At 66.3% G+C, this 22,629-nt stretch carries 21 protein-coding genes; 15 read left to right on the top strand and 6 right to left on the bottom strand.

What is annotated here, in order from left to right:
• Window position 1: 1 nt before the first annotated feature.
• The 4 genes from AC07P1_RS21665 to AC07P1_RS21650 all read right to left on the bottom strand — a co-directional run bounded on the left by AC07P1_RS21665 (window position 2) and on the right by AC07P1_RS21650 (window position 4,918).
• Window positions 2-2,482, bottom strand: coding sequence for an FtsW/RodA/SpoVE family cell cycle protein (locus AC07P1_RS21665; RefSeq protein ID WP_494697775.1), 2,481 nt, complete (start codon window positions 2,480-2,482; stop codon window positions 2-4).
• Complete coding sequence (locus AC07P1_RS21660) at window positions 2,482-3,519, bottom strand: serine/threonine-protein kinase (RefSeq protein ID WP_494697774.1); 1,038 nt, start codon at window positions 3,517-3,519, stop codon at window positions 2,482-2,484. The genes AC07P1_RS21665 and AC07P1_RS21660 overlap by 1 nt, the downstream gene beginning before the upstream one ends.
• 278 nt (window positions 3,520-3,797) lie before the next feature.
• Window positions 3,798-4,220, bottom strand: a complete 423-nt coding sequence (locus AC07P1_RS21655) for a glycine zipper 2TM domain-containing protein (protein WP_494697773.1) — start codon at window positions 4,218-4,220, stop codon at window positions 3,798-3,800.
• A 167-nt stretch (window positions 4,221-4,387) separates the two neighbouring features.
• Entirely contained in the window at window positions 4,388-4,918 is a 531-nt protein-coding gene (locus AC07P1_RS21650) for a GNAT family N-acetyltransferase (protein WP_494697772.1), read from the bottom strand.
• A 133-nt stretch (window positions 4,919-5,051) separates the two neighbouring features.
• Here AC07P1_RS21650 and AC07P1_RS21645 point away from each other — a divergent pair, with 133 nt between their 5' ends.
• Entirely contained in the window at window positions 5,052-6,485 is a 1,434-nt protein-coding gene (locus AC07P1_RS21645; protein WP_494697771.1) for a M20/M25/M40 family metallo-hydrolase, read from the top strand.
• A 199-nt stretch (window positions 6,486-6,684) separates the two neighbouring features.
• On the opposite strand, the gene AC07P1_RS21640 is transcribed toward AC07P1_RS21645, so the two are convergent.
• Window positions 6,685-7,536, bottom strand: coding sequence for an MBL fold metallo-hydrolase (locus AC07P1_RS21640; protein WP_494697770.1), 852 nt, complete (start codon window positions 7,534-7,536; stop codon window positions 6,685-6,687).
• Window positions 7,537-7,661: 125 nt separating this feature from the next.
• On the opposite strand from AC07P1_RS21640, the gene AC07P1_RS21635 reads away from it, so the two are divergent.
• From AC07P1_RS21635 to AC07P1_RS21615, 5 genes are all read left to right on the top strand, one after another.
• Window positions 7,662-7,901, top strand: coding sequence for a hypothetical protein (locus AC07P1_RS21635; protein ID WP_494697769.1), 240 nt, complete (start codon window positions 7,662-7,664; stop codon window positions 7,899-7,901).
• Between the two features lie 63 nt (window positions 7,902-7,964).
• Window positions 7,965-8,372: a hypothetical protein gene (locus tag AC07P1_RS21630; protein ID WP_494697768.1), complete on the top strand. Its 408-nt coding sequence runs from the start codon at window positions 7,965-7,967 to the stop codon at window positions 8,370-8,372.
• Window positions 8,373-8,441: 69 nt separating this feature from the next.
• Window positions 8,442-9,833 (top strand): TolC family protein, encoded by a 1,392-nt coding sequence (locus AC07P1_RS21625; RefSeq protein WP_494697767.1) that lies wholly within the window; start codon window positions 8,442-8,444, stop codon window positions 9,831-9,833.
• The gene (locus AC07P1_RS21620; protein ID WP_494697766.1) at window positions 9,830-11,194 is read left to right on the top strand and encodes a multicopper oxidase family protein; all 1,365 of its coding nucleotides are present in this window, start codon (window positions 9,830-9,832) and stop codon (window positions 11,192-11,194) included. The genes AC07P1_RS21625 and AC07P1_RS21620 overlap by 4 nt, the downstream gene beginning before the upstream one ends.
• A gap of 200 nt (window positions 11,195-11,394) precedes the next feature.
• Window positions 11,395-12,663, top strand: coding sequence for a voltage-gated chloride channel family protein (locus AC07P1_RS21615; protein ID WP_494697765.1), 1,269 nt, complete (start codon window positions 11,395-11,397; stop codon window positions 12,661-12,663).
• On the opposite strand, the gene AC07P1_RS21610 is transcribed toward AC07P1_RS21615, so the two are convergent.
• The gene (locus AC07P1_RS21610) at window positions 12,652-13,548 is read right to left on the bottom strand and encodes a DUF72 domain-containing protein (protein WP_494697764.1); all 897 of its coding nucleotides are present in this window, start codon (window positions 13,546-13,548) and stop codon (window positions 12,652-12,654) included. The genes AC07P1_RS21615 and AC07P1_RS21610 overlap by 12 nt on opposite strands.
• A 184-nt stretch (window positions 13,549-13,732) precedes the next feature.
• Here AC07P1_RS21610 and AC07P1_RS21605 point away from each other — a divergent pair, with 184 nt between their 5' ends.
• The 9 genes from AC07P1_RS21605 to AC07P1_RS21565 all read left to right on the top strand — a co-directional run bounded on the left by AC07P1_RS21605 (window position 13,733) and on the right by AC07P1_RS21565 (window position 22,622).
• Entirely contained in the window at window positions 13,733-14,752 is a 1,020-nt protein-coding gene (locus tag AC07P1_RS21605; RefSeq protein WP_494697763.1) for a dihydrodipicolinate synthase family protein, read from the top strand.
• A 13-nt stretch (window positions 14,753-14,765) separates the two neighbouring features.
• Entirely contained in the window at window positions 14,766-16,217 is a 1,452-nt protein-coding gene (locus tag AC07P1_RS21600) for an NAD-dependent succinate-semialdehyde dehydrogenase (protein ID WP_494697762.1), read from the top strand.
• Window positions 16,218-16,245: 28 nt separating this feature from the next.
• Window positions 16,246-16,971 carry an EthD domain-containing protein gene (locus tag AC07P1_RS21595; RefSeq protein ID WP_494697761.1) on the top strand — a complete coding sequence of 242 codons (726 nt, stop codon included), beginning with the start codon at window positions 16,246-16,248 and terminating at the stop codon, window positions 16,969-16,971.
• Between the two features lie 113 nt (window positions 16,972-17,084).
• A complete protein-coding gene (locus AC07P1_RS21590; RefSeq protein WP_494697760.1) occupies window positions 17,085-17,981 on the top strand; it encodes a LysR family transcriptional regulator in 897 nt (298 codons plus the stop codon).
• A gap of 112 nt (window positions 17,982-18,093) precedes the next feature.
• Entirely contained in the window at window positions 18,094-19,104 is a 1,011-nt protein-coding gene (locus tag AC07P1_RS21585) for an ornithine cyclodeaminase family protein (protein WP_494697759.1), read from the top strand.
• Between the two features lie 14 nt (window positions 19,105-19,118).
• The gene (locus tag AC07P1_RS21580) at window positions 19,119-19,814 is read left to right on the top strand and encodes an EthD domain-containing protein (RefSeq protein WP_494697758.1); all 696 of its coding nucleotides are present in this window, start codon (window positions 19,119-19,121) and stop codon (window positions 19,812-19,814) included.
• Between the two features lie 153 nt (window positions 19,815-19,967).
• Window positions 19,968-20,693 (top strand): MotA/TolQ/ExbB proton channel family protein, encoded by a 726-nt coding sequence (locus AC07P1_RS21575; protein WP_494697757.1) that lies wholly within the window; start codon window positions 19,968-19,970, stop codon window positions 20,691-20,693.
• The gene (locus tag AC07P1_RS21570) at window positions 20,683-21,111 is read left to right on the top strand and encodes an ExbD/TolR family protein (RefSeq protein ID WP_494697756.1); all 429 of its coding nucleotides are present in this window, start codon (window positions 20,683-20,685) and stop codon (window positions 21,109-21,111) included. The genes AC07P1_RS21575 and AC07P1_RS21570 overlap by 11 nt, the downstream gene beginning before the upstream one ends.
• Window positions 21,108-22,622, top strand: a complete 1,515-nt coding sequence (locus AC07P1_RS21565; protein ID WP_494697755.1) for a hypothetical protein — start codon at window positions 21,108-21,110, stop codon at window positions 22,620-22,622. Before AC07P1_RS21570 ends, AC07P1_RS21565 begins: the two co-directional genes overlap by 4 nt.
• Window positions 22,623-22,629: the final 7 nt, after the last annotated feature.

Genomic DNA, 22,629 nt, shown 5'->3' with positions numbered 1-22,629 from the left:
TTCAGTCTCCTTCTAAAGATTGCGCGCTGATGGCACTAAACGCTAGCAGGGGGCAAAGGAAAAACAGCAGATGGCTGCCACCGGCCGACAGAAAACTCATCGGCTGCCCCATGATCGGGAAGATCGCCAGGTTGGTCCCCCACGACAGCAGGAAGTGACCGAGCACGAAGGCGCCGCCGCCGCACAGCGCGAAGTAGCGGAAGCGGCCGGACCAGGCCTGGCGGAAATTGCGCGCCGTGGCGCCCGCGTGGTGGGCGCGCAGCGCGGTCAGCACGATCCCGGCCAGGAAGGCGGCCTGCGCGCCCCACAGCAGCAGCGCGCCGGCCAGGCCGTGGCGGTTGACGAAGAAGGTGGCCGCGAAGTCGTCCTGCACGGCGGGGATGCCCACCACGCCGCCGGCCGATTGGCCCAGCCCGCGCAGGCCCAACCAGTGGTCCGCCCCCAGCCAGCCGCCTTCGCCGATGGCGCGGGCGCCGAGCAGCAACTGCTGGCCGGTGTGCGGATGTTCGGCTGGATTGAGCCAGACCAGGAAGCGGTCGGCGTAGAAGCCCCAGCGTATCAAATCGTCCGTGCCGGCCAGGCGCAGGTAGACCACGGCGCCCACGGCGAGCAGCGTCGTCGCGGTCAGCCCGGCCGTCATCATGCGGTGGCGGGCGGCGAGGGCGTAGGCGAAGGCCATGGCGGTGCTCCACACCAGCAGCAGTATCAGCGGCGAGAAATCGTCGATCTGCACCAGCGACAGGCCGAGCAGGGCGATGAAGAGCAGGGCCGGCGCGATCAGTTGCAGCCAGCGGGCGCGGTGGTCGGCCGGATGCCGTGTTTCGCTATGCCAGCCGAAACGCAGCGCCAGGCAGTGGGCGGTCAGCGCGGTCAGGGCCAGTTTGGCCAGTTCCACCGGCTGCAGGTCGAACACGCCGGTTTCATCGCCCCACAATACCTGCGCCGCCAGCGCCGCCAGCGCGACGGCGGCGAATATCGCCAGTACCCATTCGATGGTGCGTTGCTGCCAATGCGCGGCGCGCGCGACCTGATATTGCGCCCACAGGCGCAGCAGCCCGCCAAGGCCGGCGCCTATCGCCAGCATGGCGGCGCTTTTCTGGTAATAGCGCAGCCACGACGTTTGTGGCGCTCCGAGGCCGAGTTCCAATTGGGCCAGCAGACCGACGGAAAGCAGCACGACGCCGGTGGCTGTCGACAGCGTGAGGCGGCCGGGGAAGGCCAGCCAAAGCAGCAGCGCGCAGGCGCCGAGCATCATCGACAAGGCGGCGCCGGGCGGAAGCCCCGCGCGTTGCGAAATCAGGGCGGCGACGCCGGCGATCAGCAGGATCGTCGCGCCCAGCAGCCTGGCGCCGGCGGCCGCGCGGCGAAGCCACGGAGCGGGCGGGGACATCGCGCACGCCGCACCGATGGCCACGCAGGCCAGGCAGCCGGCGATAGCGAACCACAGGGCGTTGGCATGGCCGCTATTCCACAGCGAGCGCTGTTGCCACCGCCAACTGATCGCTTCCGGCAGTTTCAGATCCGGCACGCCGAACAGGCTGACATGGCGGCTCGGTGTCAGCTGCAGCTGGTCGCCGGTTGGCGCCAGCTGAAAACGGGTGTGGCCGACGATCATCGCGTTCACTCCGGCCAGCGAGGCCTCCTGACGGCGCAAATCGGTCTGGACGCCGTCGCTATGCACCAGCACCGAGGCGCGGTCGCCGTCCGGATTGCCGGCCGAGAGCTCCAGCCGGCCGTTGGCGCGCGACAGTTGCGCCGCGCCCGGCGTGGTTTGCGCCAGTCCGAGGCGGTTGCCGCAATATAGATTGCCGCCGAATGACAGTGGCCGGGCGATGGTCAGCATCATCGGCATGGCGCGGTTCCATAGCGACAGCGCGTGCCCGGACAGGCGCGCGTCCGGGCAGCTCGATTGCGCGCGGCCGTCGCGGTATAACACGGCGCCGTCGTAGCGCCATTCATGGCCCTCGCGGGTGAAGACGATGGTGCCCGCACCCGAGGTGGTGACGTTGAAGACGGCGCCGTCGACCTGGAAGCTCTGCCGGGCGCGCAGCGCCACGCTGCCCATCCGCTGCTCGCCGCCGTCGCGCAGCAGGATGACCTGTTTGGACGGGCTGATATTGCGCAGCATCCAGCCGTCCTGCGGATCGCGACGCAGCGAAAGGTGGCTGCGATCGGTCTGTGGCGCGGCCAGTTCCCGCTGGCCCAGCGTGATGGCCTCGCCGGGTGTCAGCGTGATGCCGATGGTGGCCGGCAGCCAGCTTGCGGGTGCGCGCACAAGGGCCAGCGCCTGCAAGCCGAAAAGGGCGGCCAGCAGGGCGAGGGTGGCGGCGAGGCCGATATTTTGCGCGGCGAAGCGTGCCAGCCATGCGGCGGCATCGGCGATGATCTCCGCGCAAGGCCGTGCCGGGAGCCAGGACAGCGGCGGCCGTGCGCCCGAGGGGCCGCGCGCCGGCGCCTTGTGCAAACGCAGTGGCGTCGTCATCACGCCCCCTGGATATGCAGCCAGCCGTTGCTGGCGCTCGGGCGGCGCATGGCATGAATCGGATCGGCCGGATTGAAGGCACCCCGCGCCGGCTTCACACCCTGGATCGCGTTGAGCATGCGGCTGATCTGAATCGCATGGCGCGGACGCTTGGCCGGATCGACATGCAGCAGGGCGCGCAGCAGCTCCAGCGCCGGATCGCGCGCCTCAACCGGTATGGCCACGGCGAAGCGCGCCTCTTCTTCCGGTAGCAGGGCGCGGGGAATAGCGCCGCCGTGCATCTGGCGCAGCAGGTCCGCGCCGGCTGTGTGGTGTTCGCGGTAGGCCTGGCCGCAATCGGCGCAGAAGCGCAGTGGCAGGCCGCCGGTGACCATGAAGTAAAACATCGCACCCAGCGAAAAATAGTCGCTGCGCGGACTTGTCGCGTAGCCGCCGCCATCGGCGGGGAAAAACTGTTCCGGCGCCTGCCAATTGGCGGTGCCGGCATACGAGTGTGCTTGCAGGCTGCCGAGATGGCGATTGGTGCCGAAATCGGCCAGCTTGACGGTGTGCAGATGCCGGTCCAGCAGCACGTTGGCCGGTTTCAGGTCCAGATAACGCCAGCCATATTGGTGCACCTTGGCCAGCGCCTGATTGATTTGGGCGATCCAGCCGAGCGCCATCGGCAGCGGCACGGTGCCCTCGGCGCTCTTGAGGGCGGCCATGTGCTGGCCCAGATCCGTCGTCATCAACTCCAGCGCGAGCACCGGCAAGCCTTCGTGCCAGCCGCTATCTAACAAGCGCACGATGTGGCGCTCGTCCCACGGCTCCAGCGACTGCAGGAACGCGATCTCGTTGTTCGCGCAGTCCACCCAGCGGTCGCGTTGGGCGGGCAGGGCGCGCGCCATCTGCTCCTGGTTGATCAACTTGATCGCCACGTCGCCGGTGGGACCGGGGCCGCCGGCGCGCCAGATGATGCCGTAGGCCGAACCGCCGATCTGCTCGCGCAGGCGGTAATGTCCCAGTTCCAAAGCGATGATTGCGTCTGTTGTCGTCATGATTTCCCCTCGGCGCCGGCCGTCACGGCTAGCTAGCGGGGGGAGACGAAAAACAACTCCGGGGTCAGGTCCTAATGCCGCTAAGTTAAGGCGATTTTCGTAGGGCGGATTAGGCGGAACGCCGTAATCCGCCAGGAGCCGCCGACGGAGCTTGGCGGATTACGCTGCGCTAGTCCGCCCTACGTGATGTAGATGAACGCTTAACTTAGCGGCATTAGGACCTGACCCCGGATTAAAAAAAGCCTGTCGGATGACAGGCTTTCTATGTTGGCTACGAATTAACGGTCGTAGCGGTCGCGGCGATGGCCACGGTCGTAGCGGTCGCCGTAGTAATAGTCACGGCGCGATTCGCGGTAGTACGGACGGGCCGGTTCCACATACACCACCCGTGGAGGCGGCGAGTAGTAACGCGGTGGCGGCGCGTAGTACACCGGGGCGGGTTGGTAGTAGACCGGCGCGGGCTGCGAATACACGCGGGTTTCGACGTAACGGCCGTCGCGGTAGCCGCGATGACCGTCGCCCGAGCTGATGCTGTTGCCGACGGCCGCGCCAACCAGGCCGCCGACGATGGCGCCGTCACGGCCGCCGGCGCTGTTGCCGATGGCGGCTCCCACCACAGCACCGGCCACCGTGTTGAACCCACGGTCGCTCGCGTAGACCGACGATGACACAGTCGCTGCGGCCACTAACGCTACAGCCATAAATTTTTTGCTCAACATGGTGATTCCCCTTGCTGCGGCTCCGGATCGGAATGATTCGTTAGCCAGTGATCTCACTATAAATGTCCGGCGAAAAATCGCCATTTGTTATACACATGCTTACAAAGCGGCCGTTTTGGTAATGGCTTGTAACATTTAAAAGCGAAGTTTTAGGCCTGCCGCGCTTCCCACTCCGGCCGCAGCAGGCTGAATATCTGCACATCTTGATATTGGCCGTTGATGAAGAAGCTCTGGCGCATCATGCCCTCGGCCGTGAAGCCGCATTTTTGCGCGACCCGGATCGAGGCCACGTTCTCGGGCGCCGATAGCAGCTCCAGTCGGTGGTACTGGTGAACGTTGAACAGATAGTCGACCAGCAGCCCGCACGCCTCGGTGACATAACCGCGTCCGGACAGCTTGGCGTCGAACAGGCGGTAGCCGATTTCCCGCGTGACCGGCGTGCGGCTTTTGAAGTGCGTGATGACGCCGACGATGTGGTGCAGGCTGTCCTCGATGACAAACAGTTCGCTGTCGTCGGTGACGAAGCTGTTTTGCATGAACTCCTTGCGCAGCGTCTCGGGCGATTTGAAATGGAGCGAGAAATGGTCGCCGCGCGAGGGCAGGTCGTTGACCAGCGCGATGAAGGTGTTCAGATCGGTGCTGACCAGGTGGCGCACCGTGCAAATTCGACCCTTGAGCATAGGCGCTTTCTGGAGGTGTGAGGGTACATGGTAGTGCAGCGTCGATGACAAATCAATATGGATGACAAGCGCGCCACGATCGGTTATCGTCTGATTCGTTCTTGCAATTCACTCACTCTTATACAGGACCCGCATGAAATCCGCCTTTCCGTTCAAACTGTCCCTGACCATCCTTGCCGGCTGCATGCTGAGCGCCGGCGCGATCGCCGCACCCGCCAACGATCCCGCTACCCTGGCCCGGATACGCGACAGCGCGATGAAGGAGGATTGGGCCTATGCGCGCCTGGCCGACCTGACCGATCTGGTGGGCCCGCGCCTGTCCGGTTCCGCCGGCGCGGCGGCGGCCGTCGAACAGGTGGCCGAGGCGATGCGCAAGATCGGCGCCAAGGTCACGCTGCAGCCGGTCAAGGTGCCGCATTGGGTGCGCGGCGTGGAGACGGCGGAACTGGTCGATTACACCGGACGTCCGGCCGGCGTCACACAGAAGGTGGTGCTGACGGCGTTGGGCGGATCGGGCGCCACGCCGGCGGCCGGCCTGACCGCGCCGGTGATCGTGGTGCGCGATTTCGACGAGTTGAAGGCGCGCGCGGCGCAGGTCAAGGGCAGCATCGTGCTGTTCGACGTGGCCTTCGATCAGGAGATGGCCGAGCGTGGACACGCCGGTCCGGCCTATGGGCGCGGCTCGAACTTCCGGGTGAACGGTCCCAAGGTGGCGGCGGAGATGGGCGCGGCGGCGGCGCTGGTGCGCTCGGTCGGCGGCGCCGACTACCGCATTCCGCACACCGGCGTCACCGGCCTGGTGGACGGCGCACGCATTCCGGCGGCCGCCGTGACGGCCGAAGACGCGATGCTGATGACCCGCCTATCCGCCCGCGGTCCGGTCAAGATGCATTTGACGCTCACGCCGCAGAATCTGCCGGACGCCGACAGTTTCAACGTCATCGCCGACCTGCCGGGCAGCGACAAGGCCGACGAGGTGGTGATCGTCTCGGGCCACCTCGATTCGTGGGACCTGGCCACCGGCGCCCATGACGACGGCACCGGCGTCGCCGCCGCGATGGCGGTGATCGATACGTTGAATAAGCTGAACCTGAAGCCGCGCCGCACGATCCGCGTGATCGCCTGGATGAACGAGGAAAACGGCACCATGGGCGGCAAGGGCTACTTCGAAGCCAACAAGGACAAGGTGGAGCGGCACTTCGCCGCCATCGAGTCGGACAGCGGCGGTGGCCGTCCGTTCGGCGTGATCGGCAGCGTGCGGCCGTCGGTGGTGAAGTATTTCGCGCCGCTGCAAAAATCGCTGGAGCCGATCGGCGCGTCGATGTTCGATCGCCGCGATGTGACCGGGGCGGCCGACACGGGCCCGCTGGAGCGCGCCGGTGTGCCGGTGTTCATGCCGCTGGTGGACGCCAGCAGCTATTTCAGCTACCACCACACCCCGGCGGACACGCTGGACAAGGTCAATCCGCTGGAGCTGAAGCGCCACGTGGCGGTGATGACGGGGTTGACCTGGTATCTGGCCAATATGGACGAGAACATCGGCCGTACGCCGAAGCGCGACGACTGAGGTTTGTCCACGTAGGGCGGATTAGCGGGCGAGGCCCGCCAATCCGCCCCGGGGGGCCATCGAAGAGGCGGCCTACCTAGCCGGTAGGCCTTGAGAGAGGCGGAACGCCGTAATCGGCCAGTGCGTGCGCCGTCGAGACGCATGCATGGCCGATTACGCTGCGCTAATCCGCCCTACGTGTTTTAGAATAGTCAGTGTTCTAGAATGAATTTAGCGGTATCTTCAGATACCGCACGCCGTTCTCCTCGGCCTCCGGCAGCTGCCCGGCGCTGATGTTGACCTGGATCGCCGGCAGTATCAATACCGGCATGTCCAGGGTCGCGTCGCGCTTGGTGCGCATCTCCACGAACTGCTCCTCGGTCACGCCCGCGCGGATGTGGATGTTCTTTTCGCTTTGCTCGGCCACCGTCACCTCCCAGCGCGCCTCGCGGCCCGCCGGTGGATAGTCGTGGCACATGAATAAGCGCGTTTGCGGCGGCAGGTCGAGCAGCCTGCGCACGGACCGGTACAAGGTGGCCGCGCAGCCGCCGGGGAAGTCGCAGCGCGCCGTGCCCACGTCCGGCATGAACATGGTGTCGCCGACGAAGACGGCGTCGCCGATCTGGTAGGCCATGTCGGCCGGCGTGTGGCCCGGCACATGCAGCGCGCGCGCCTGCAAGGCGCCGATGGCGAATACCTCGTCGGGCTGGAACAGGTGGTCGAAGCTGCGCTCGATGCCCGGCCGTTGCGGGAAAACCCGCGCGAAGGCTTGCTGCACGACCGAGATCGCGGCGCCGATGCCGGTGCGGCCGCCCAGCTGCCGCGACAGATACGGAGCGGCCGACAGGTGGTCCGCATGGGCGTGGGTCTCCAGCAGCCAGACGGCGTTGAGGCGGTGCGCTCGGACGAAATCGACCACCAGATCGGCCGAGGCGGTGGAGGTGCGGCCCGATTTCGGGTCGAAATCCAGCACGGAATCGATGATCGCGCAGTCGGCGCCGTCGTTTTCGTACACGACATAGGTGACGGTGCCCGTGTTTTTGTCGTGGAAGGCTTGTATAAGTGGCTTCATGCGTTCATTATAATAAAAAATCATAACGATTACCCTAGGCGCATGTTTTTTAACTGAAAGATCCTCAGGCGTGCGCATAAGCGGTATCTCTTCATGATAGTCTGTCCGAAAACAAGGAGTCAGTCATGGATAAAATTCACTACAAAGGCTGGGACATCATCCCAACGGCCTTGCCAACCAGCGACAACAAATGGAGCGCCAGCTGCGACATCGAACGCGCCAACGCCAACGGCGTCGAAGTGTTCGAGGGCGCGACCATGCAATTCGTGCGCGAGAGCGAGGACGAAGCCATCGCCGCCGCCTGCGACGAGGCCATCCGGCAAATCGACAATATCATCGCCAACCCGTTGGTGCGACTGGCTTAAGGGAGCCTTGGCGGCGCCTTGCCCGCACTTAGCATCCCGGGCAGCTTGTGATACCATAGTCGCATGACCTTGTTCCGAACCTTCATCGTGTGGCTGATGCTGCTGGCGCTCCCTTATCAGGGATATGCGTCCGCTTCGATGATGCCGTGCGCGCCCGACGCTCCTGCGGCGTCGGCGACAGGGCATATGGCCATGCCCGCCGGTCCGCACGATCATGCGGCGATGATGGCCGCCATGCAGGATCAAGATCAGCAAGCGTCATCCGACCAGTCAAGTCATGCCGGCCACAATCACGGCGGCATCAAATGCGGCGGCGCGGCCTGCTGTGTCGCCGGTGCGCCGTTCATGGCGCAGACGATCGCCGTGCCGGTGCTGCCGGCGGTATCGTCCGCCATTCCGTTCCACTCCGAATTCCCCCGCGCGGTCGATCTGGCCCACCCTGAACGTCCCCCTCAAGGCAATTTCGCCTGACCCCGCGACAGCTCCGTCCGCGAGCTGCGCAACGCATCCCATTTTAATAATTTACCTGAGGTGTTGGACATGAATTGTCTGCATAAACTCGCCGGTGGCGCCAGCATGGCGCTGCTGCTCGGCGGCTGCGCGTCCCTGTCCGGTGACGGCGGCTTCGGCGCCGCCGCCGGCGTCAGCGAACAACGTACTGGCCTGAGCGCCAGCGTCGCCGGCCGCCTGCCGCGCAACGACGACGACGCCCGCGCGCTGGCCGCCGTCATCGACAAAAAACTGGGGCAGCCTTTGGCTGTCGACGAAGCGGTGCATGTCGCGCTGCTGAACAACCGGGGACTGCAAGCGAGCTATTGGTCGCTGGGCATCGCCGAAGCGGACCTGGTGCAGGCTGGCCGCCTGCAAAATCCCGTGTTCGATTTCAAGCGCAGCCACGGCGGCGGCGAGGTCAGTATCGAACGTACGCTGACCTTTAATCTTCTCAGCCTGATCACCGCGCCGCTGGCCGGCCGCATCGAAGGACGCCGCTACGAGCAGACCAAATTGCTGGTCTCGAACGAGGCGCTGAAGGTCGCCGCCGACACCCGCCGCGCGTGGGTGGAGGCGGTGGCCGCCAACCAGAGCGCCGAATACGCCGTGCAGGTGGAGGAATCGGCGCAAGCCAGCGCCGAACTGGCCGATCGCATGCGCAAGGCTGGCAACTGGAGCGCCATGGACGTGGCGCGCGAACAGGCCTACCACGCGCAAACGGTGGCCGACGTCGGCGCCGCGCGCAAGGCGGCCGTCGCCGCGCGCGAAAAACTGACCCGCCTGATGGGACTGAGCGGCGCGCAGACCGCGTACAAGCTGCCGGACCATTTGCCCGAGCTGCCCGCGGCGCCCCAGGAGCTGGGCGACATCGAGCAGATCGCCGTCAACGAGCGGCTGGACATCCAGGCCGCCAAGCTCGACACCGCGCACACGGCGTCGACCCTGGGCCTGACCAGGACCACGCGCTTCATCAACGTGCTCGATCTGGGCGTGGTGGCCAACAGCGAAGGGCCGGTCAACACGCGCGGCTATGAGCTGTCGCTGGAGATCCCGCTGTTCGACTGGGGTTCGACGCGCGTGGCGCGGGCCGAGGCGACCTATATGCAGTCGGTCAATCTGCTGGCGCAGGCCGCCGTCAACGCCCGCAGCGAGGCGCGCGAAAGCTACGCCGACTATCGCGCATCGTACGAACTGGCGCGCCACTACCGCGACCAGGTCGTGCCGCTGCGTAAAAAGCTGGCCGACGAAACCCTGTTGCGCTACAACGGCATGCTGATGAGCGTATTCGAACTGCTGGCCGACGCCCGCGAACAATCGGCCGCCGTCAACGGCTATATCGGCGCGCTCAAGGACTACTGGAGCGCGCAAGCCAATCTCGAAGCCGCATTGGGCGGCCGTTTAAGCGGCCGCCTCCCAACCAACAAAGGAGTAACACCATGACCACCCGCAGATCATTCCTTAGCGGCGCAGCCCTGATCGGTGCCGGCATGGTCACCAAGGCCGGCGCGGCCTCGCTGCCGGAGGCGCCGGTGCAGTCGTCGGCCGCCACCGCGCCGCCGCTGGTGCCGCCCAACGGCCGCCCGTACAATCCCGTCGTCACGCTCAATGGCTGGACTTTGCCGTGGCGAATGAAGGACGGCGTCAAGGAGTTCCATCTGGTGGCGGAACCGGTGGTGCGCGAACTGGCGCCCGGCATGACGGCCAACCTGTGGGGCTACAACGGCCAGAGTCCCGGCCCGACGATCGAGGTGGTGGAGGGCGACCGCGTACGCATCTTCGTCACCAACAAGCTGCCCGAGCACACCAGCGTGCACTGGCACGGCCAGCTCCTGCCGAACGGCATGGACGGCGTCACCGGCCTGACGCAGCCCGGCATCCAGCCGGGTAAGACCTTCGTCTACGAATTCGTCGCGCGGCATGCCGGCACCTTTATGTACCACCCGCACGCCGACGAGATGGCGCAGATGGCGATGGGGATGATGGGCTTCTGGATCACCCATCCAAAGGATCCGAAGCAGCACGCGGTGGACCGCGACTTCGTCTTCCTGCTGAGCGCCTACGACATCGAGCCGGGCAGCTACACGCCGAAGATCAACACGATGCTCGACTTTAATCTGTGGACGTTCAACAGCCGCGCCTTCCCCGGCATCGATCCGATAGTAGTGCGCAAGAACGATCGGGTGCGCATCCGCGCCGGCAATCTGACGATGACCAACCATCCGATCCACCTGCACGGCCACACCTTCGAGGTGACGGGCACGGACGGCGGCTGGGTGCGGCCGTCGGCGCGCTGGCCGGAGGTGACCACCGACGTCGCCGTCGGCCAGATGCGGGCGATCGAGTTTATCGCCGACGCTCCCGGCGACTGGGCCTTCCATTGCCACAAATCGCACCACACGATGAACGCGATGGGGCACGACGTGCCGACCATGATCGGGGTCGATCACACCGGTGTGGCCGAGAAGATCAACAAGCTGGTGCCGGGCTACATGGTCATGGGCGACAAGGGTGGTTCGATGGACGGCATGCAGATGCCGCTGCCGGAGAACACCTTGCCGATGATGAGCGGGGACGGTCCGTTCGGCGGGGTCGAGATGGGCGGGATGTTCACCACGGTCAAAGTGCGCGAGGGCTTGGCGCGCAACGATTACAAGGACCCTGGCTGGTACCAGCATCCGAAGGGCACGGTGGCTTACGAATGGACCGGCGAAGTGCCGCCGGCGCCACGCGCACCGGGCGCGCCGCCGTCCAAACCGGCTGAGGCGATGAACGTCAAGCGGGACGCCAAGCATCACCATTGAACCGGACGGGCGCGTCGCCACTGTTCCACGTAGGGCGGATTAGCGCAGCGTAATCGGCCATGTATGCGCCGTCGGCGACGCATGCATGGCCGATTACGGCGTTCCGCCTAATCCGCCCTACGTGTTTCCTCCCACCCTCGGTGGTAGCGATGTGCTCGTGTAGAATTGGCGGACCTGACCCCGGAGTTGCCGCTGGCCGCATGAAATTCTCTCTTTATCCCGAACAAACGGCGTTGCTGGCGTACGTTGCCAAGTGGACCTGTATCGCCGGCGCGATCGCCGCGTTGAGCGGTACCGCCTCGGCTTTCTTCCTGTTCGCGCTCGATTATGCGACCCACTGGCGCGAGGCGCATGCTTGGATCATCTGGCTGCTGCCGCTGGCCGGCTTCGCCGTCGGCTGGGTGTATCTGAAGACGGGTAGCAGCGTGGAAGCCGGTAACAACCTGCTGATCGACGAAATCCACGATCCCCAGAAAGTCGTCCCGCTGCGCATGGCGCCGTTGGTGTTGATCGGCACCGTCGTTTCGCACCTGTTCGGCGCCTCGGTGGGCCGCGAGGGCACGGCCGTGCAGATGGGCGGCGCGCTGGCCGACCAGCTGACCTACGCGATGCGCCTGCGTCACGCGGACCGCCGCATCGTGCTCATGGCCGGCATCAGCGCCGGTTTCGCCTCCGTCTTCGGTACGCCGCTGGCCGGGGCCATCTTCGGCATGGAGGTGCTGGCCGTCGGCCGCTTGCGCTACGACGCCATCTTTCCTTGCATCGTCGCCGCCGTCGCGGCCGACCAGGTGGGCATGGCCTGGGGCGTGCACCACACGCACTATCCGATGAACACGGTGGTGGCGATCGGCTTCGCCAGTGTCGCAGCGGTGCTGGTGGCGGGCATCGTGTTCGGCCTGGCCGGCATGGCCTTCGCCAAATCCACGCACGCTGCGTCGGCCTTCATGAAGCGCCATATTCCGTACGCGCCGCTGCGGCCGATGATCGGCGGCGTGGTCGTCGCCATCGCCGTATGGCTGCTCGGCACGCGCTACATCGGCCTTGGCATCCCGGTGATCGTCGAGGCGTTCCAGCACCCGCTGGCGCCGTGGGATTTCTTCGGCAAGTTCGCCTTCACGGTCGCGTCGCTGGGCAGCGGCTTCAAAGGCGGAGAGGTGACGCCGCTGTTCTTCATCGGCGCCACGCTCGGCAACGCGCTCGCGCCCCTGCTGCACATGCCTTTCCCTTTGCTGGCGGCGCTGGGCTTTGTCGCGGTGTTCGCGGGAGCGGCCAATACGCCGCTGGCGTCGACCATCATGGCGATCGAGCTCTTTGGCCCGCAGATCGGTCCCTTCGCCGCGATGGCGTGCGTGGTCGCCTATCTGTTCTCGGGCCGCTGCGGCATCTATCGTTCGCAGAAATCCGGCATGGCCAAGTACCGCGTGCCGCCGGTGCCGCGCGACCGCCTTCCTCCGCCTTCAGCCAAATGACGCCAGGTCGCCGCCCAATCCCAACTTCTCGATCAGGCTACGCGCGTCGAATGGCGCCCGCACCTTGATGTCATTGTCGAAGTAGCAGTAGACGTCGCGTTTCGCACGCGCCGGCGGCGGCTTGTCCGAGATGAGTTTTGCGTCATCCGGTTGTCCGCCCGTGCTCCAGGCGCGGATGCGGGCGGCCCAGCGCTCCAGCGCTTCGTCGTCGTAGCCGCTGGCATAGAGTTCCTCGGCGCCGTGCAGCCGCAGATACATGAAGTCCGACGTCACATCCTCGTAGTAAGGGAATTTCCCTGCGGTGTCGGCCACCACCAGCGCCACCTTGTATTTGCGCAGCAGCGCGACGAACGCGGGATCGACGAAGCTGTCGTGGCGGATCTCCAGCGCGTGACGCAGCTTGTGATTGGCGTCGATGTCCAGCGCGACCTTGCCGTTCATGCGTGGCTCGTGCTGGCGCGCCAGGCGCTGCGCCTGTTCCAGGTCGCGTGGCAGCAGGCTGAAAAAATGCTCCAGCCGCTCGGCGTCGAAGCGGAAGTTGGGCGGCAGCTGCCACAGGAACGGCCCCAGTTTTTCGCGCAACTCGAACACGCCGGAGGCCATGACGTTGGCCAGTGCCTTGTCGGCGCCGTCGCCCAGGCGCAGGATGTGGGTGAGGTAGCGGTTGCCCTTGTGGCTGAAGACGAAACCGGGCGGCGTGGCCTCATACCACGCGGTATAGCTGGACGGACGCTGCAGCGAGTAAAAGGAGCCGTTCAACTCTATCGTCGGCAGCGCGCGCGAGGCGAATTCGAGCTCGCGCGCCTGCGCCAGCCGTTCTGGATAAAACACGCCGCGCCAGCCTTTGTAGCGCCAGCCCGAGATGCCGATGTAGATTTTTCCCATGGCTAAAATATAGCCAAATCCGCCGGCCTGTGGGGCACGGTTGCCTGCAGGCAGGACGGCTCATCGCGGCTGATATAACAAAAATGCGATATCTGCTTTCCCGCCCGGACCGTTTCTTCATTCCTCCATGCCAATTAACATCGGTCTCGTCTCTGGCACACCAACCTTACGAACGGAATCAGACATGGCAAATTACAAGAAGCGGGATGCGCGCGCCTGGGCGCGGGACCATTTGACGGGATGCAGCGCGGTTTCCATCCCGAGCTACTCGGCCGATCTCAAGCGGCTCAACGAGCGCGGCATCCGCCACGATATCGAGCTGGCCGCCAAATTCGGCTACAGCTACACGCTGTTGTGCGCCGAGGTGGCGATCACGCCGGAGGAGAACGCACAGTTCACGGCCTGGGCGCGCGACACGGCCGGGCAGGGCATGGGGCTGTTCTTCCACGCCGCCTTCGGCACACTGCAGGAGAACATCGAGGCGGTCAAGCTGGCCGGGAAGGCCGGCGCCGACATCGTGCTGCTGTCCTACCCGCCGCAGTTCTGGCCGGCGAACGAGCAGCAGATCTACGACTACACCAAGGCGTTCTGCGATGCCACCGATCTCGCCGTGATGCTCTTCCCGATTCCGCTGTGGGGCTTCGAGCGCGTGCATCCGGCCGGCATGTCGGTGGCCTTCGTGCGCCGGCTGCTGGACGACATCCCGAACATCGTCGCCATCAAGTCCGAGCAGGGCTTCCCGCTGGTGTCGGGACTGTGCGAGATGTGGCACCACTTCCGCGACGAGGTGGTCATCAGCTGTCCGATCGAGGGCGACGCGATACCGATGATGAACCTGATGGACCTGCAGTTTTCCGGCACTAGCAACACCCAGTGGATGCAGGACTATTATCCGAAGGCGTTCCAGCTCGCGCGCGAGGGCCGGTGGGAGGCGGCCATGGAGCTTTACTGGAAGGTGCATCCGGCGCGCCTGGCCAACGGCGCGGCGTCCGCCAGCTACGCGGGCGGCACGGGCGTGCTCAATCGCACGCAGTGGAAGTACCAGGATTGGCTGGCGGGCTTCAACGGCGGTCCGCTGCGGGCGCCGGCGATGCGCTGCCCGGACCGCATCATGCGGCAGCTGCGCGAAGGCCTGCGCGCCTCGGGCGTGACGCCGACCGCCGATGCCGACAGCGAATTCATGGTCGGCCGCCATCCCGCCTGAGAGAGGAAGAACCATGCGACATCCTGAAGTGAGCAAGGCGCCCAAGGGCTTGTACATCAACGGCCAATGGCGCGACGCGTCGGACGGCGCCACCTTCGAGGTCTTCGACCCGGCCACGGAGGAGGTGTTGGCCTCGGTGGCCAGTGCCTCGATCGACGACGCGCTGGAGGCGGTGGCGGCGGCACACGCGGCGGGCGGCGCGTGGGCGGCCACCGCCCCGCGCCGGCGCGGCGAGATCCTGCGCAAGGCGTTCGAGCTGTTGATGGCGCGCCAGGAGGAATACGCGCGCCTGATCGTGCGGGAAAGCGGCAAGGCGCTGGCCGAGGCGCGTGGCGAGGTGGCGTACGCCGCCGAGTTCCTGCGCTGGTATGCGGAGGAGGCGGTGCGCATCGTCGGCGAGGTGTCGACCGCGCCCGGTGGCGCCAACCGCATCCTGGTGGTGCGCCAGCCGATCGGCGTGGCGGTCTTCGTCACGCCGTGGAACTTTCCGGCGGCGATGGCCACGCGCAAAATCGGCCCGGCCCTGGCGGCCGGCTGCACGGTGGTGCTCAAGCCGGCCTCCGAGACGCCGCTGACGGCGCTGGCGATGGCGGACCTGTTCGAGGAGGCCGGCGTGCCGGCTGGCGTGATCAACGTGGTGCCGTCGCGCCAGTCCGGCAAGATCGTCAACGCGATGCTGCACGACCCGCGCGTGCGCAAGCTGTCGTTCACCGGTTCGACCGAGATCGGGCGCGTGCTGCTGTCGCAGGCGGCCGACCAGGTGGTCAAGTGTTCGATGGAGTTGGGCGGCAATGCGCCGTTCATCGTCTTCGCCGACGCCGATCTGGATGTGGCGGTGGCGTCGGCGATGGTGGCCAAGCTGCGCAACGGCGGCGAGTCGTGCACTGCTGCCAACCGCTTTTATGTCGAACGGCCGGTGGCGGCGGAGTTCGCACGGCGCTTCGCGGCGGCGATGGCGGCGGTCAAGCTGGGGCCTGGGCTGGACGAGAGCGTGCAGCTTGGGCCGCTGATCAACCGCAATACGCTCGACAAGGTGGCCGAACTGGTCGCGGAGGCGGTCGGGCAGGGCGCCACGGTGCTCACCGGCGGCAACGCGCGCGGCGGGCCGGGCTATTTCTACGAGCCGACCCTGTTGACGGATGTGCGCGCGGACGCCCGCATCCTGAAGCAGGAGATCTTCGGGCCGGTCGCGCCGCTGTGCGTGTTCGACACCGTCGAGGAGGCGATCGCATTGGCCAACGATACCGAGTTCGGGCTGGTGTCTTTCGTGCACACGCGCGATCTGGCCAAGGCGTTGGCGGTCTCCGAGCGCATCGAGGCCGGGATGGTGGGCATCAACCGTGGCGTGGTATCCGATCCGGCGGCGCCGTTCGGCGGCTGGAAGCAGAGTGGCGTCGGCCGCGAGGGCGGCCATGACGGCTTGATGGAGTATCTGGAATCGAAGTACATCTGCGCCACATGGTAGCGGACCACCACTTACAACAGGAGCGAACATGATCAAGACCCTGGCCGCGATCCGCCGCAAACCCGGCATGACGCAGCACGAATATTTCAGCTACATCCGCGACGTGCATGGCGCGCTGGCGCGGGCCAAGCCGTTGGCCATCCGCCGCTATGTGCAGAACCACGTCGTCGACAGCGCCTACGGCGCCGAGGGCGATTCCGCCTACCAAGGGCTGTTCCACCGCGACTCCGTCACCGAACTCTATTTCGACGATGTCGAGGGCATGCTGCGCTCATTCACCGACGCCTACGTGCGCGACGTCGTCGGGCCGGACGGCGCCAATTTCAGCGACATGTCCACCGCGCTGGCGATGCTGGCGCGCGACGTGGAGCTCGACGTCCCGGCGCCCGCCGATGCGCCGGTGAAGATGATGTACTTCCTGCGCAAGCCGGAGGCGCTCACGTCCGAGCGCTTCACCGGGGAGCTGCGCCTTGCCGTCGACGCCGCGCGGCGCGGGACGCCACAAGCTGCCGCCGCGGTGCGCCGCGCCGTGCTGACCCTCGCCATCCCCGACGAAACGGGCTTGATGGCGTACTTCGGCGCCAGGGACATGCCCGGCTACGACGCTGTGGTTAACCTGTGGTTCGACGAGGGCGGAGCGCTGCCCGCCTTCCGCGCCTGGCAAAAGGCCTTTTTGGGCGGGAACGGGCAGGCGGCGTTCCATCAGCCGTCGCAAGCCTTCGTGCTGGTGGCGCGGGAGGTGGATATCATTTGACGGGAAGCGGCAGGCAGGCGGGCCACGAAACGTCCCACATCGCGCCGGAAAAATGCGACACTACGTGGGCCGTTTCCGCCATAAAAGTCAATTCATCCACGGGTACCCGCCGCATGCTGCCGATTCTCGATCCCCGCTGGGGGCTGTTCGCCAAAGTCGCCGAATTGGGCAGCCTGACCCGGGTCGCCAACGCCCTTAACAGCCCGCAGTCCGCCATCAGCCGCCAGATCGCGCAGCTCGAAACGCAATGCGGCGGCAAGCTGTTCCGCCGCACCGGACGCGGCGTGGTCCTGACCGAATTCGGCGAGGTGATCCACGCCCGTATTCTTCCCTTGATCGCCGAGGCCGACCGGCTGGCCGACGATATCCTCACGACCAACAGCATCCCGATGGGCGAAGTGCGCGTCGGCCTGTTGCCGAGTAGCGTGTCCATGTTCGCGGGCAGGCTGTATCGCCGCGCCAGGGAGCAGTTCCCACGCGTCCACCTGCATCTGGCCGAAGGCTCCAGCGCCCAAATGGAGGAATGGCTGGACACCGGGCGGCTGGACCTGGCGTTGCTGCTGCGCGAGGGGCCGGCCGCCGATCCCGGTGAACCATGCCTGCGCACCGTCGCCCTCGACCTGATCGGTTTGGCCGACGATCCGGTCATCGCGTCGGGCCGGATCGCGTTCGCCGCGCTCGAGGGCCTGCCCCTGATACTGCCGGCCGAGCCGCATGTGCTGCGCCGGCGGCTCGATGTGCTGGCGCGCGAACATGGCATTCAGTTGGCGGTGGCGATAGAGGCCGATACCATCCAGCTGCAAAGGGAGCTCGCCGCCGCCGGCGCCGGCTATGCCATCGTTGCGTCGGTGATGGAGCAGGGTGGCGGGCAGGCCGGCATTGGCGCCGCGCGCATCGTGCAGCCGGAACTGGTGCGTAACATCGTGCTGGGTACAACCCGGCATCGCCCTCACACGCTGGCGACGCGCGCCATCACGCGGCTCATCATCTCCTTGTTCGCGGAGCGGTAGCGCCGTTTTCCGCTATCCGCATTTGTGAAAGCTGCTATGCGGGCGGTGCGCTTCCTGGCCGGCGCGGCGGTGGTTACCCTGTATCGATCATAAGCCTGAGGGAGTTTGACCGATGACCGCAACCGCAACCGCCACCGCCGGTGGCCCGCCGCTGTTCCTGACCGACCATGACGTCGGTGAACTGCACAACTGGAAGGACGCGATCGAGGCGCTGCGCGCGGCCTATGGCGCGCCGATCGACGGCGCCATGGTGCCGCCGCGCTCCATGGCCAGGGGCGATGGCGTCTGGCTGCGCGGCCTGAGCGCCATCTCCTCCGGCGGCCATATGGGCTGCAAGCTGATCGCCGCCTCGACGCGGGCGCGCCGCGCCAGCTACCTGATTTCGCTGTTCGACCAGCAGACGATGGAACTGGCCGCGCTGATCGACGGCAACCGGATCACCGCCATCCGCACCGCCGCCACGGCGGCCGTCGCGGTGGACGCGCTGGCGCCCCGGCGGCCGCTGCGCGTGGCGATGATCGGCTCCGGCTTCGAGGCGCGCTCGCAATTGAACGCGCTGCACGCCATCCGCGAGATCGCATCGGTTTCCGTGTTCAGCCCGACGCCGGCCAGCCGCCAGCGGTTCGCCAGCGAATTCCAGCGGTTGCTCGGCATCGAGGTCGCCGCCGCCGATACGCCGCAACAGGCCATCGAGGGGGCCGACGTCATCGTCTGCGCGGCGCGTTCGCGCGACGAATCGCCGGTGCTGCGCGGTGAGTGGCTGCGGCCCGGCGTCACCGTGGTGTCGATCGGCTCGACGCTGCCGGAGCAACGCGAGGTCGATGCGGACGTCATACGCAGGGCGGGTTTGATCGTCGCCGACATGGTCGACGAAGTCGCGCACGATACGGGCGACATGCTCGCCGCCGTGCGCGAGGGTGTGGACTTCGGCGGCAAGCTGCATTCACTGTCCGATCTGATCGGCGGGCGCCTGCCGCCGCGGGGCGCCGACGACATCGCCGTCTACAAGTCGGTCGGCTCGGCCTTGCAGGACGTGGTGACGGCCGAAATGCTGCTGAAGCGGGCCCGGGCCGCCGGCTTGGGAACCTTGCTGCCGGTGTCGATCGCGCCGGTGCAAAAATAAGAGGAAACAACACCATGATCAAACTGAATATCTGCGCCGCCCGCGTGCCGCGCATGACGCACGCGGAGTATTCGCGCTATATGAAGGACACGCACGCGCGACTCGTGATGGGTTCCAGGGCCATGTCCGGCCTGATTCGCGCCTACATCCAGCAACACGTCTTCGACGCCGCCTACGGCTCGCTGGCGACGCCGACCCGCTACGATTCCGTCAGCCATATCATGGCCGACACGGTCGACGACCATCTGGCGGCCACCAGGACGCGCGACTACCAGGAGGCCATCGCGCCGGACGAACCGAATTTCGCGGATGGCCGCACGGCGGTATTCACAATGCTGGAGGAGAGCGTGCTGGCGCTGCCGGTGGCCGGCGCCTCGCCGCATCGCCTGTTGTACTACGGCGTGTGCAAGCCGGGTATCGATCGCGTCGAGCTGCAGGAGAGCTGGATTGACGCGCACGCGCAGGTGGTGGCCAGCACCCCGGGGGTGGTGGGCTCGGTGCGCCATGCGGTGCTGAACCGGGTCAAACCGATGCCGGATGCCCAGCCGGCGTTCGACGCGATGGGCGAGCTGGGATTCCTCGAGCGTAGCGACGTGCCGGCCATGCGCGATTACGTCGCGATGATGGAGGAGCGGTTGGCGTCACTGCTCGACACGGACCGCGGCTTCTTGCTGCTGGCGGACGCGGTGCCGTTGCGCGGTTCGTTGTAGTCGCCGGCGCCGCCGGGAGGGTTTGCACGCGGCCCTGTGTTCATTTTCGGACAGTCGGTGTTCGGGAATGGGCAGCGGGCGCTCGGGTGGTGGCGGGAGAAGCGCGAAAAGGCGGCGACATGGGCCTGGCCCGGACTTTGCTATGTTCCGGGCATGCACAAAAATCTCCCCCTCGCACTAGTCGCCACGCTCGCCCTCCATAACATCGCCCATGCCGCCGATATCAATATCGTCGAACAGGCGGCGGAGGGCGGCGCGGCCATTGTCGTCACGCTCGGCCTGTCGGTGCTGTTCCTGGCCGTCACGATCGAGCGGCTGATGCGTTTCCGCGTCCGCGCCATCGTACCCGAGGGGCTGGTGGAAAGGGTCAAGCCGCTGTGGGCGGCGCAGGATTTCACCAGGCTTCAGCAACTGCTGGCCGAAGAGGGCAGCACCCTGGCGCGCGTGATCGCCTACATGGTGACGCACCGCCAGCACGGCTACGCCATCGTCAACAGCGGCGCCGGCGACATCGCGTCGATGGAGCTGCGGCACCATCAGCAAAAGGCCTATCCGCTGGCGATCGTCGCCACGGTGGCGCCCATCGTCGGCTTGCTTGGCACCGTGGTCGGCATGATCGACGCCTTCCATGTGATCGCGTTCTCCGAGGGCATGGGCAATCCGGCCCTGCTGGCGGGCGGCATTTCGAAGGCGTTGATCAATACGGCCGCCGGCCTGTGCGTGGCCCTGCCGGCGCTGGGGATGCACCACTTCCTCAAGAACCGGCAGGCGTTCTTCGGCCTGGCGCTGGAAGGAAAAATCAATAGCCTGATCAACGAATGGTTCCTGCATGGCGACGCGGCGCCGCAAAACCTGCACGTGGTGTCCCATGCGCATTAACCTGGGGGAGGACGAGCAACCGGAGATCGGCCTGATCGCGCTGATCGACTGCATCTTCTTTCTGCTGATGTTTTTCATGGTGGCGACGTCGTTTAAACAGCCGGAGCAGCGCAAGCCGCAAAAGGAGCTGCCGGTGACCTTGCCGACGTCGCAGATCAGCCTGGAGCGCGACGAGGCGGGGCCGTCGCCGCTGGCGATCGGCGTCGACAAGGACGGCAAGTTCTTCCTCGATGGCGAGCCGGTGTCGACCCAGACGCTGCACGGCCGCCTGAAGGCGGAAGCGGCTCGCGACCCCGGTCGCCGCATCCGTATCGACGGCGACCAGTTGGCGAAGTACCAGGATATCGTGCACGTGCTCGATCTGTGCCAGTTCGAGCGGCTCACCAACATCTCCATGCATACCCGTGGCGCGCGATGAGGTTCGGTCATTCCTATGCGCCGGAATCGCCGGCCCTTGCGTGGCTGCGGCGGCATGCCTTCGTGCTCGTCTCGCTGGCGGCGCACGCGGCGTTGGTCACGCTGCTCTATTATTTCGGCGCCTACCAGGTGGAGCAGGCGCTTGAGCGCGAGCAGGCCAGTGCCGGCGCCGAACTGGCAAAGCAGTCCAGCATCGAAAAGCGCGTGATGGACATGGAGAAGATCAAGGATTTGCTGGACCGGAGCCGTCCCGGCGCGCCGCCGTCCGGGAGCGCGGGCGCCGTGGACGAGCCGGATTTCCGTGCCACGTCGCTGCCAAAGCCACCCGAGCAATTGCTGGCCGAGGCCAGGGAGTTGTCGGCCTCCATCGCTGAAATAGAGAAGGACCTCAAGGCGGCCGAATTGGCCAGAATCGAGAAGATCCCCGAGGCGCAGGCCCGCGAGCGGCTGGCGTCGCCGCAGACGGACAGCGCCGGGCCGCCGCCTGATTCCATGCCTCCGCCGGGCGTCACGCCTGCGCCGAACGCCGCGCCGCCGCCGAACGGCGCTCCGCCGCCCGGCGCCATGCCGGCGCCCGGCGCCACGCCCGGCCAACTGGCGGCGGAAATCCAGCAGTTGGAAAAGAAGGCGCGCGCGGCGCTGGCGCAGCGCCAGCAGGATCTCGCGCGGCAGCGCGATGGCGTGGCCGTGAAGAGCGCCCGGGCGGAAAGTGGCGAGGCGCAGGTCGGCAACGAGCTTGGGAAAGGCCTCGGCGGGAGCGGCGGGGGCGATGGGCAGGACGGCGACGGCGGAATCGGCACGACGCCCGGCGCCGGCGACAACGCCATCGAGCAGCAGATAGCGGCCTTTATCAATCGCGACATGACGCTGCCGACGGGCGCCGCGCGCAACTACACCCGTGGTGGAGAGGCGATCTTTAGACCGGGAACCGGCCATATCCCGCCGGTCGACGCGCGCACGATGATCAAGGGTGCCGGCCGCGTTCTGGGCCGGGACGGCGCGTTCGCCAATCGCGTCTATGTCAACAGCTGGTATGTGATCGGCCCCTTTGAGGGCAAGCACGGCGCCGGGCTGTTTTCCAACCATCGTTATCCGCCCGAACAGGGCGTGATCCTGGACGCCGTGTATGCCGGCAAGGGCAACCGGCGGGTGGCGTGGCGCTATGTGAACGCCGCCAGCTATCCGCTGGTGCCGCCGGAACCGGACGAGGACGCGGTGTACTACGGCTACACCGAAGTGATGATGGACCGCGAGCAGGACCTGACGCTGTGGATAGGCGCGGACGACGACGCCCAGATTTGGCTGAACGACGTGCAGGTCTGGGCCGGCGGTAACATCAACAAGCTGTCGTTCTGGCCCGCGCTGTACGACGTTCCCAACACCCATGGGCGTGACTACAATATGACCGAGGGAAAACGCACGGTCCGCTTCAGGAAGGGCCGCAACAAGATCTTCTTCAAGATGGCGAACGGGCCGACGCGTCTGTTTTTCTCGTTGGTGTTGACGAAATAAGACGGCA

This window comes from Duganella sp. GW821-FHT07F09, from assembly GCF_059418705.1.
This window is presented reverse-complemented; position numbering and strand designations above follow the sequence as displayed.

Bases quoted from the DNA above. Each gene is read 5' to 3' on its own strand.
- AC07P1_RS21640 (WP_494697770.1), bottom strand. From the start codon at position 7,536: ATGAAGCCACTTATACAAGCCTTCCACGACAAAAACACGGGCACCGTC.
- AC07P1_RS21650 (WP_494697772.1), bottom strand. From the start codon at position 4,918: ATGCTCAAGGGTCGAATTTGCACGGTGCGCCACCTGGTCAGCACCGAT.
- AC07P1_RS21645 (WP_494697771.1), top strand. From the start codon at position 5,052: ATGAAATCCGCCTTTCCGTTCAAACTGTCCCTGACCATCCTTGCCGGC.
- AC07P1_RS21590 (WP_494697760.1), top strand. From the start codon at position 17,085: ATGCTGCCGATTCTCGATCCCCGCTGGGGGCTGTTCGCCAAAGTCGCC.
- AC07P1_RS21655 (WP_494697773.1), bottom strand. From the start codon at position 4,220: ATGGCTGTAGCGTTAGTGGCCGCAGCGACTGTGTCATCGTCGGTCTAC.
- AC07P1_RS21565 (WP_494697755.1), top strand. From the start codon at position 21,108: ATGAGGTTCGGTCATTCCTATGCGCCGGAATCGCCGGCCCTTGCGTGG.
- AC07P1_RS21615 (WP_494697765.1), top strand. From the start codon at position 11,395: ATGAAATTCTCTCTTTATCCCGAACAAACGGCGTTGCTGGCGTACGTT.
- AC07P1_RS21575 (WP_494697757.1), top strand. From the start codon at position 19,968: ATGCACAAAAATCTCCCCCTCGCACTAGTCGCCACGCTCGCCCTCCAT.
- AC07P1_RS21630 (WP_494697768.1), top strand. From the start codon at position 7,965: ATGACCTTGTTCCGAACCTTCATCGTGTGGCTGATGCTGCTGGCGCTC.
- AC07P1_RS21570 (WP_494697756.1), top strand. From the start codon at position 20,683: ATGCGCATTAACCTGGGGGAGGACGAGCAACCGGAGATCGGCCTGATC.
- AC07P1_RS21600 (WP_494697762.1), top strand. From the start codon at position 14,766: ATGCGACATCCTGAAGTGAGCAAGGCGCCCAAGGGCTTGTACATCAAC.
- AC07P1_RS21660 (WP_494697774.1), bottom strand. From the start codon at position 3,519: ATGACGACAACAGACGCAATCATCGCTTTGGAACTGGGACATTACCGC.
- AC07P1_RS21620 (WP_494697766.1), top strand. From the start codon at position 9,830: ATGACCACCCGCAGATCATTCCTTAGCGGCGCAGCCCTGATCGGTGCC.
- AC07P1_RS21635 (WP_494697769.1), top strand. From the start codon at position 7,662: ATGGATAAAATTCACTACAAAGGCTGGGACATCATCCCAACGGCCTTG.
- AC07P1_RS21595 (WP_494697761.1), top strand. From the start codon at position 16,246: ATGATCAAGACCCTGGCCGCGATCCGCCGCAAACCCGGCATGACGCAG.
- AC07P1_RS21610 (WP_494697764.1), bottom strand. From the start codon at position 13,548: ATGGGAAAAATCTACATCGGCATCTCGGGCTGGCGCTACAAAGGCTGG.
- AC07P1_RS21585 (WP_494697759.1), top strand. From the start codon at position 18,094: ATGACCGCAACCGCAACCGCCACCGCCGGTGGCCCGCCGCTGTTCCTG.
- AC07P1_RS21665 (WP_494697775.1), bottom strand. From the start codon at position 2,482: ATGACGACGCCACTGCGTTTGCACAAGGCGCCGGCGCGCGGCCCCTCG.
- AC07P1_RS21580 (WP_494697758.1), top strand. From the start codon at position 19,119: ATGATCAAACTGAATATCTGCGCCGCCCGCGTGCCGCGCATGACGCAC.
- AC07P1_RS21625 (WP_494697767.1), top strand. From the start codon at position 8,442: ATGAATTGTCTGCATAAACTCGCCGGTGGCGCCAGCATGGCGCTGCTG.
- AC07P1_RS21605 (WP_494697763.1), top strand. From the start codon at position 13,733: ATGGCAAATTACAAGAAGCGGGATGCGCGCGCCTGGGCGCGGGACCAT.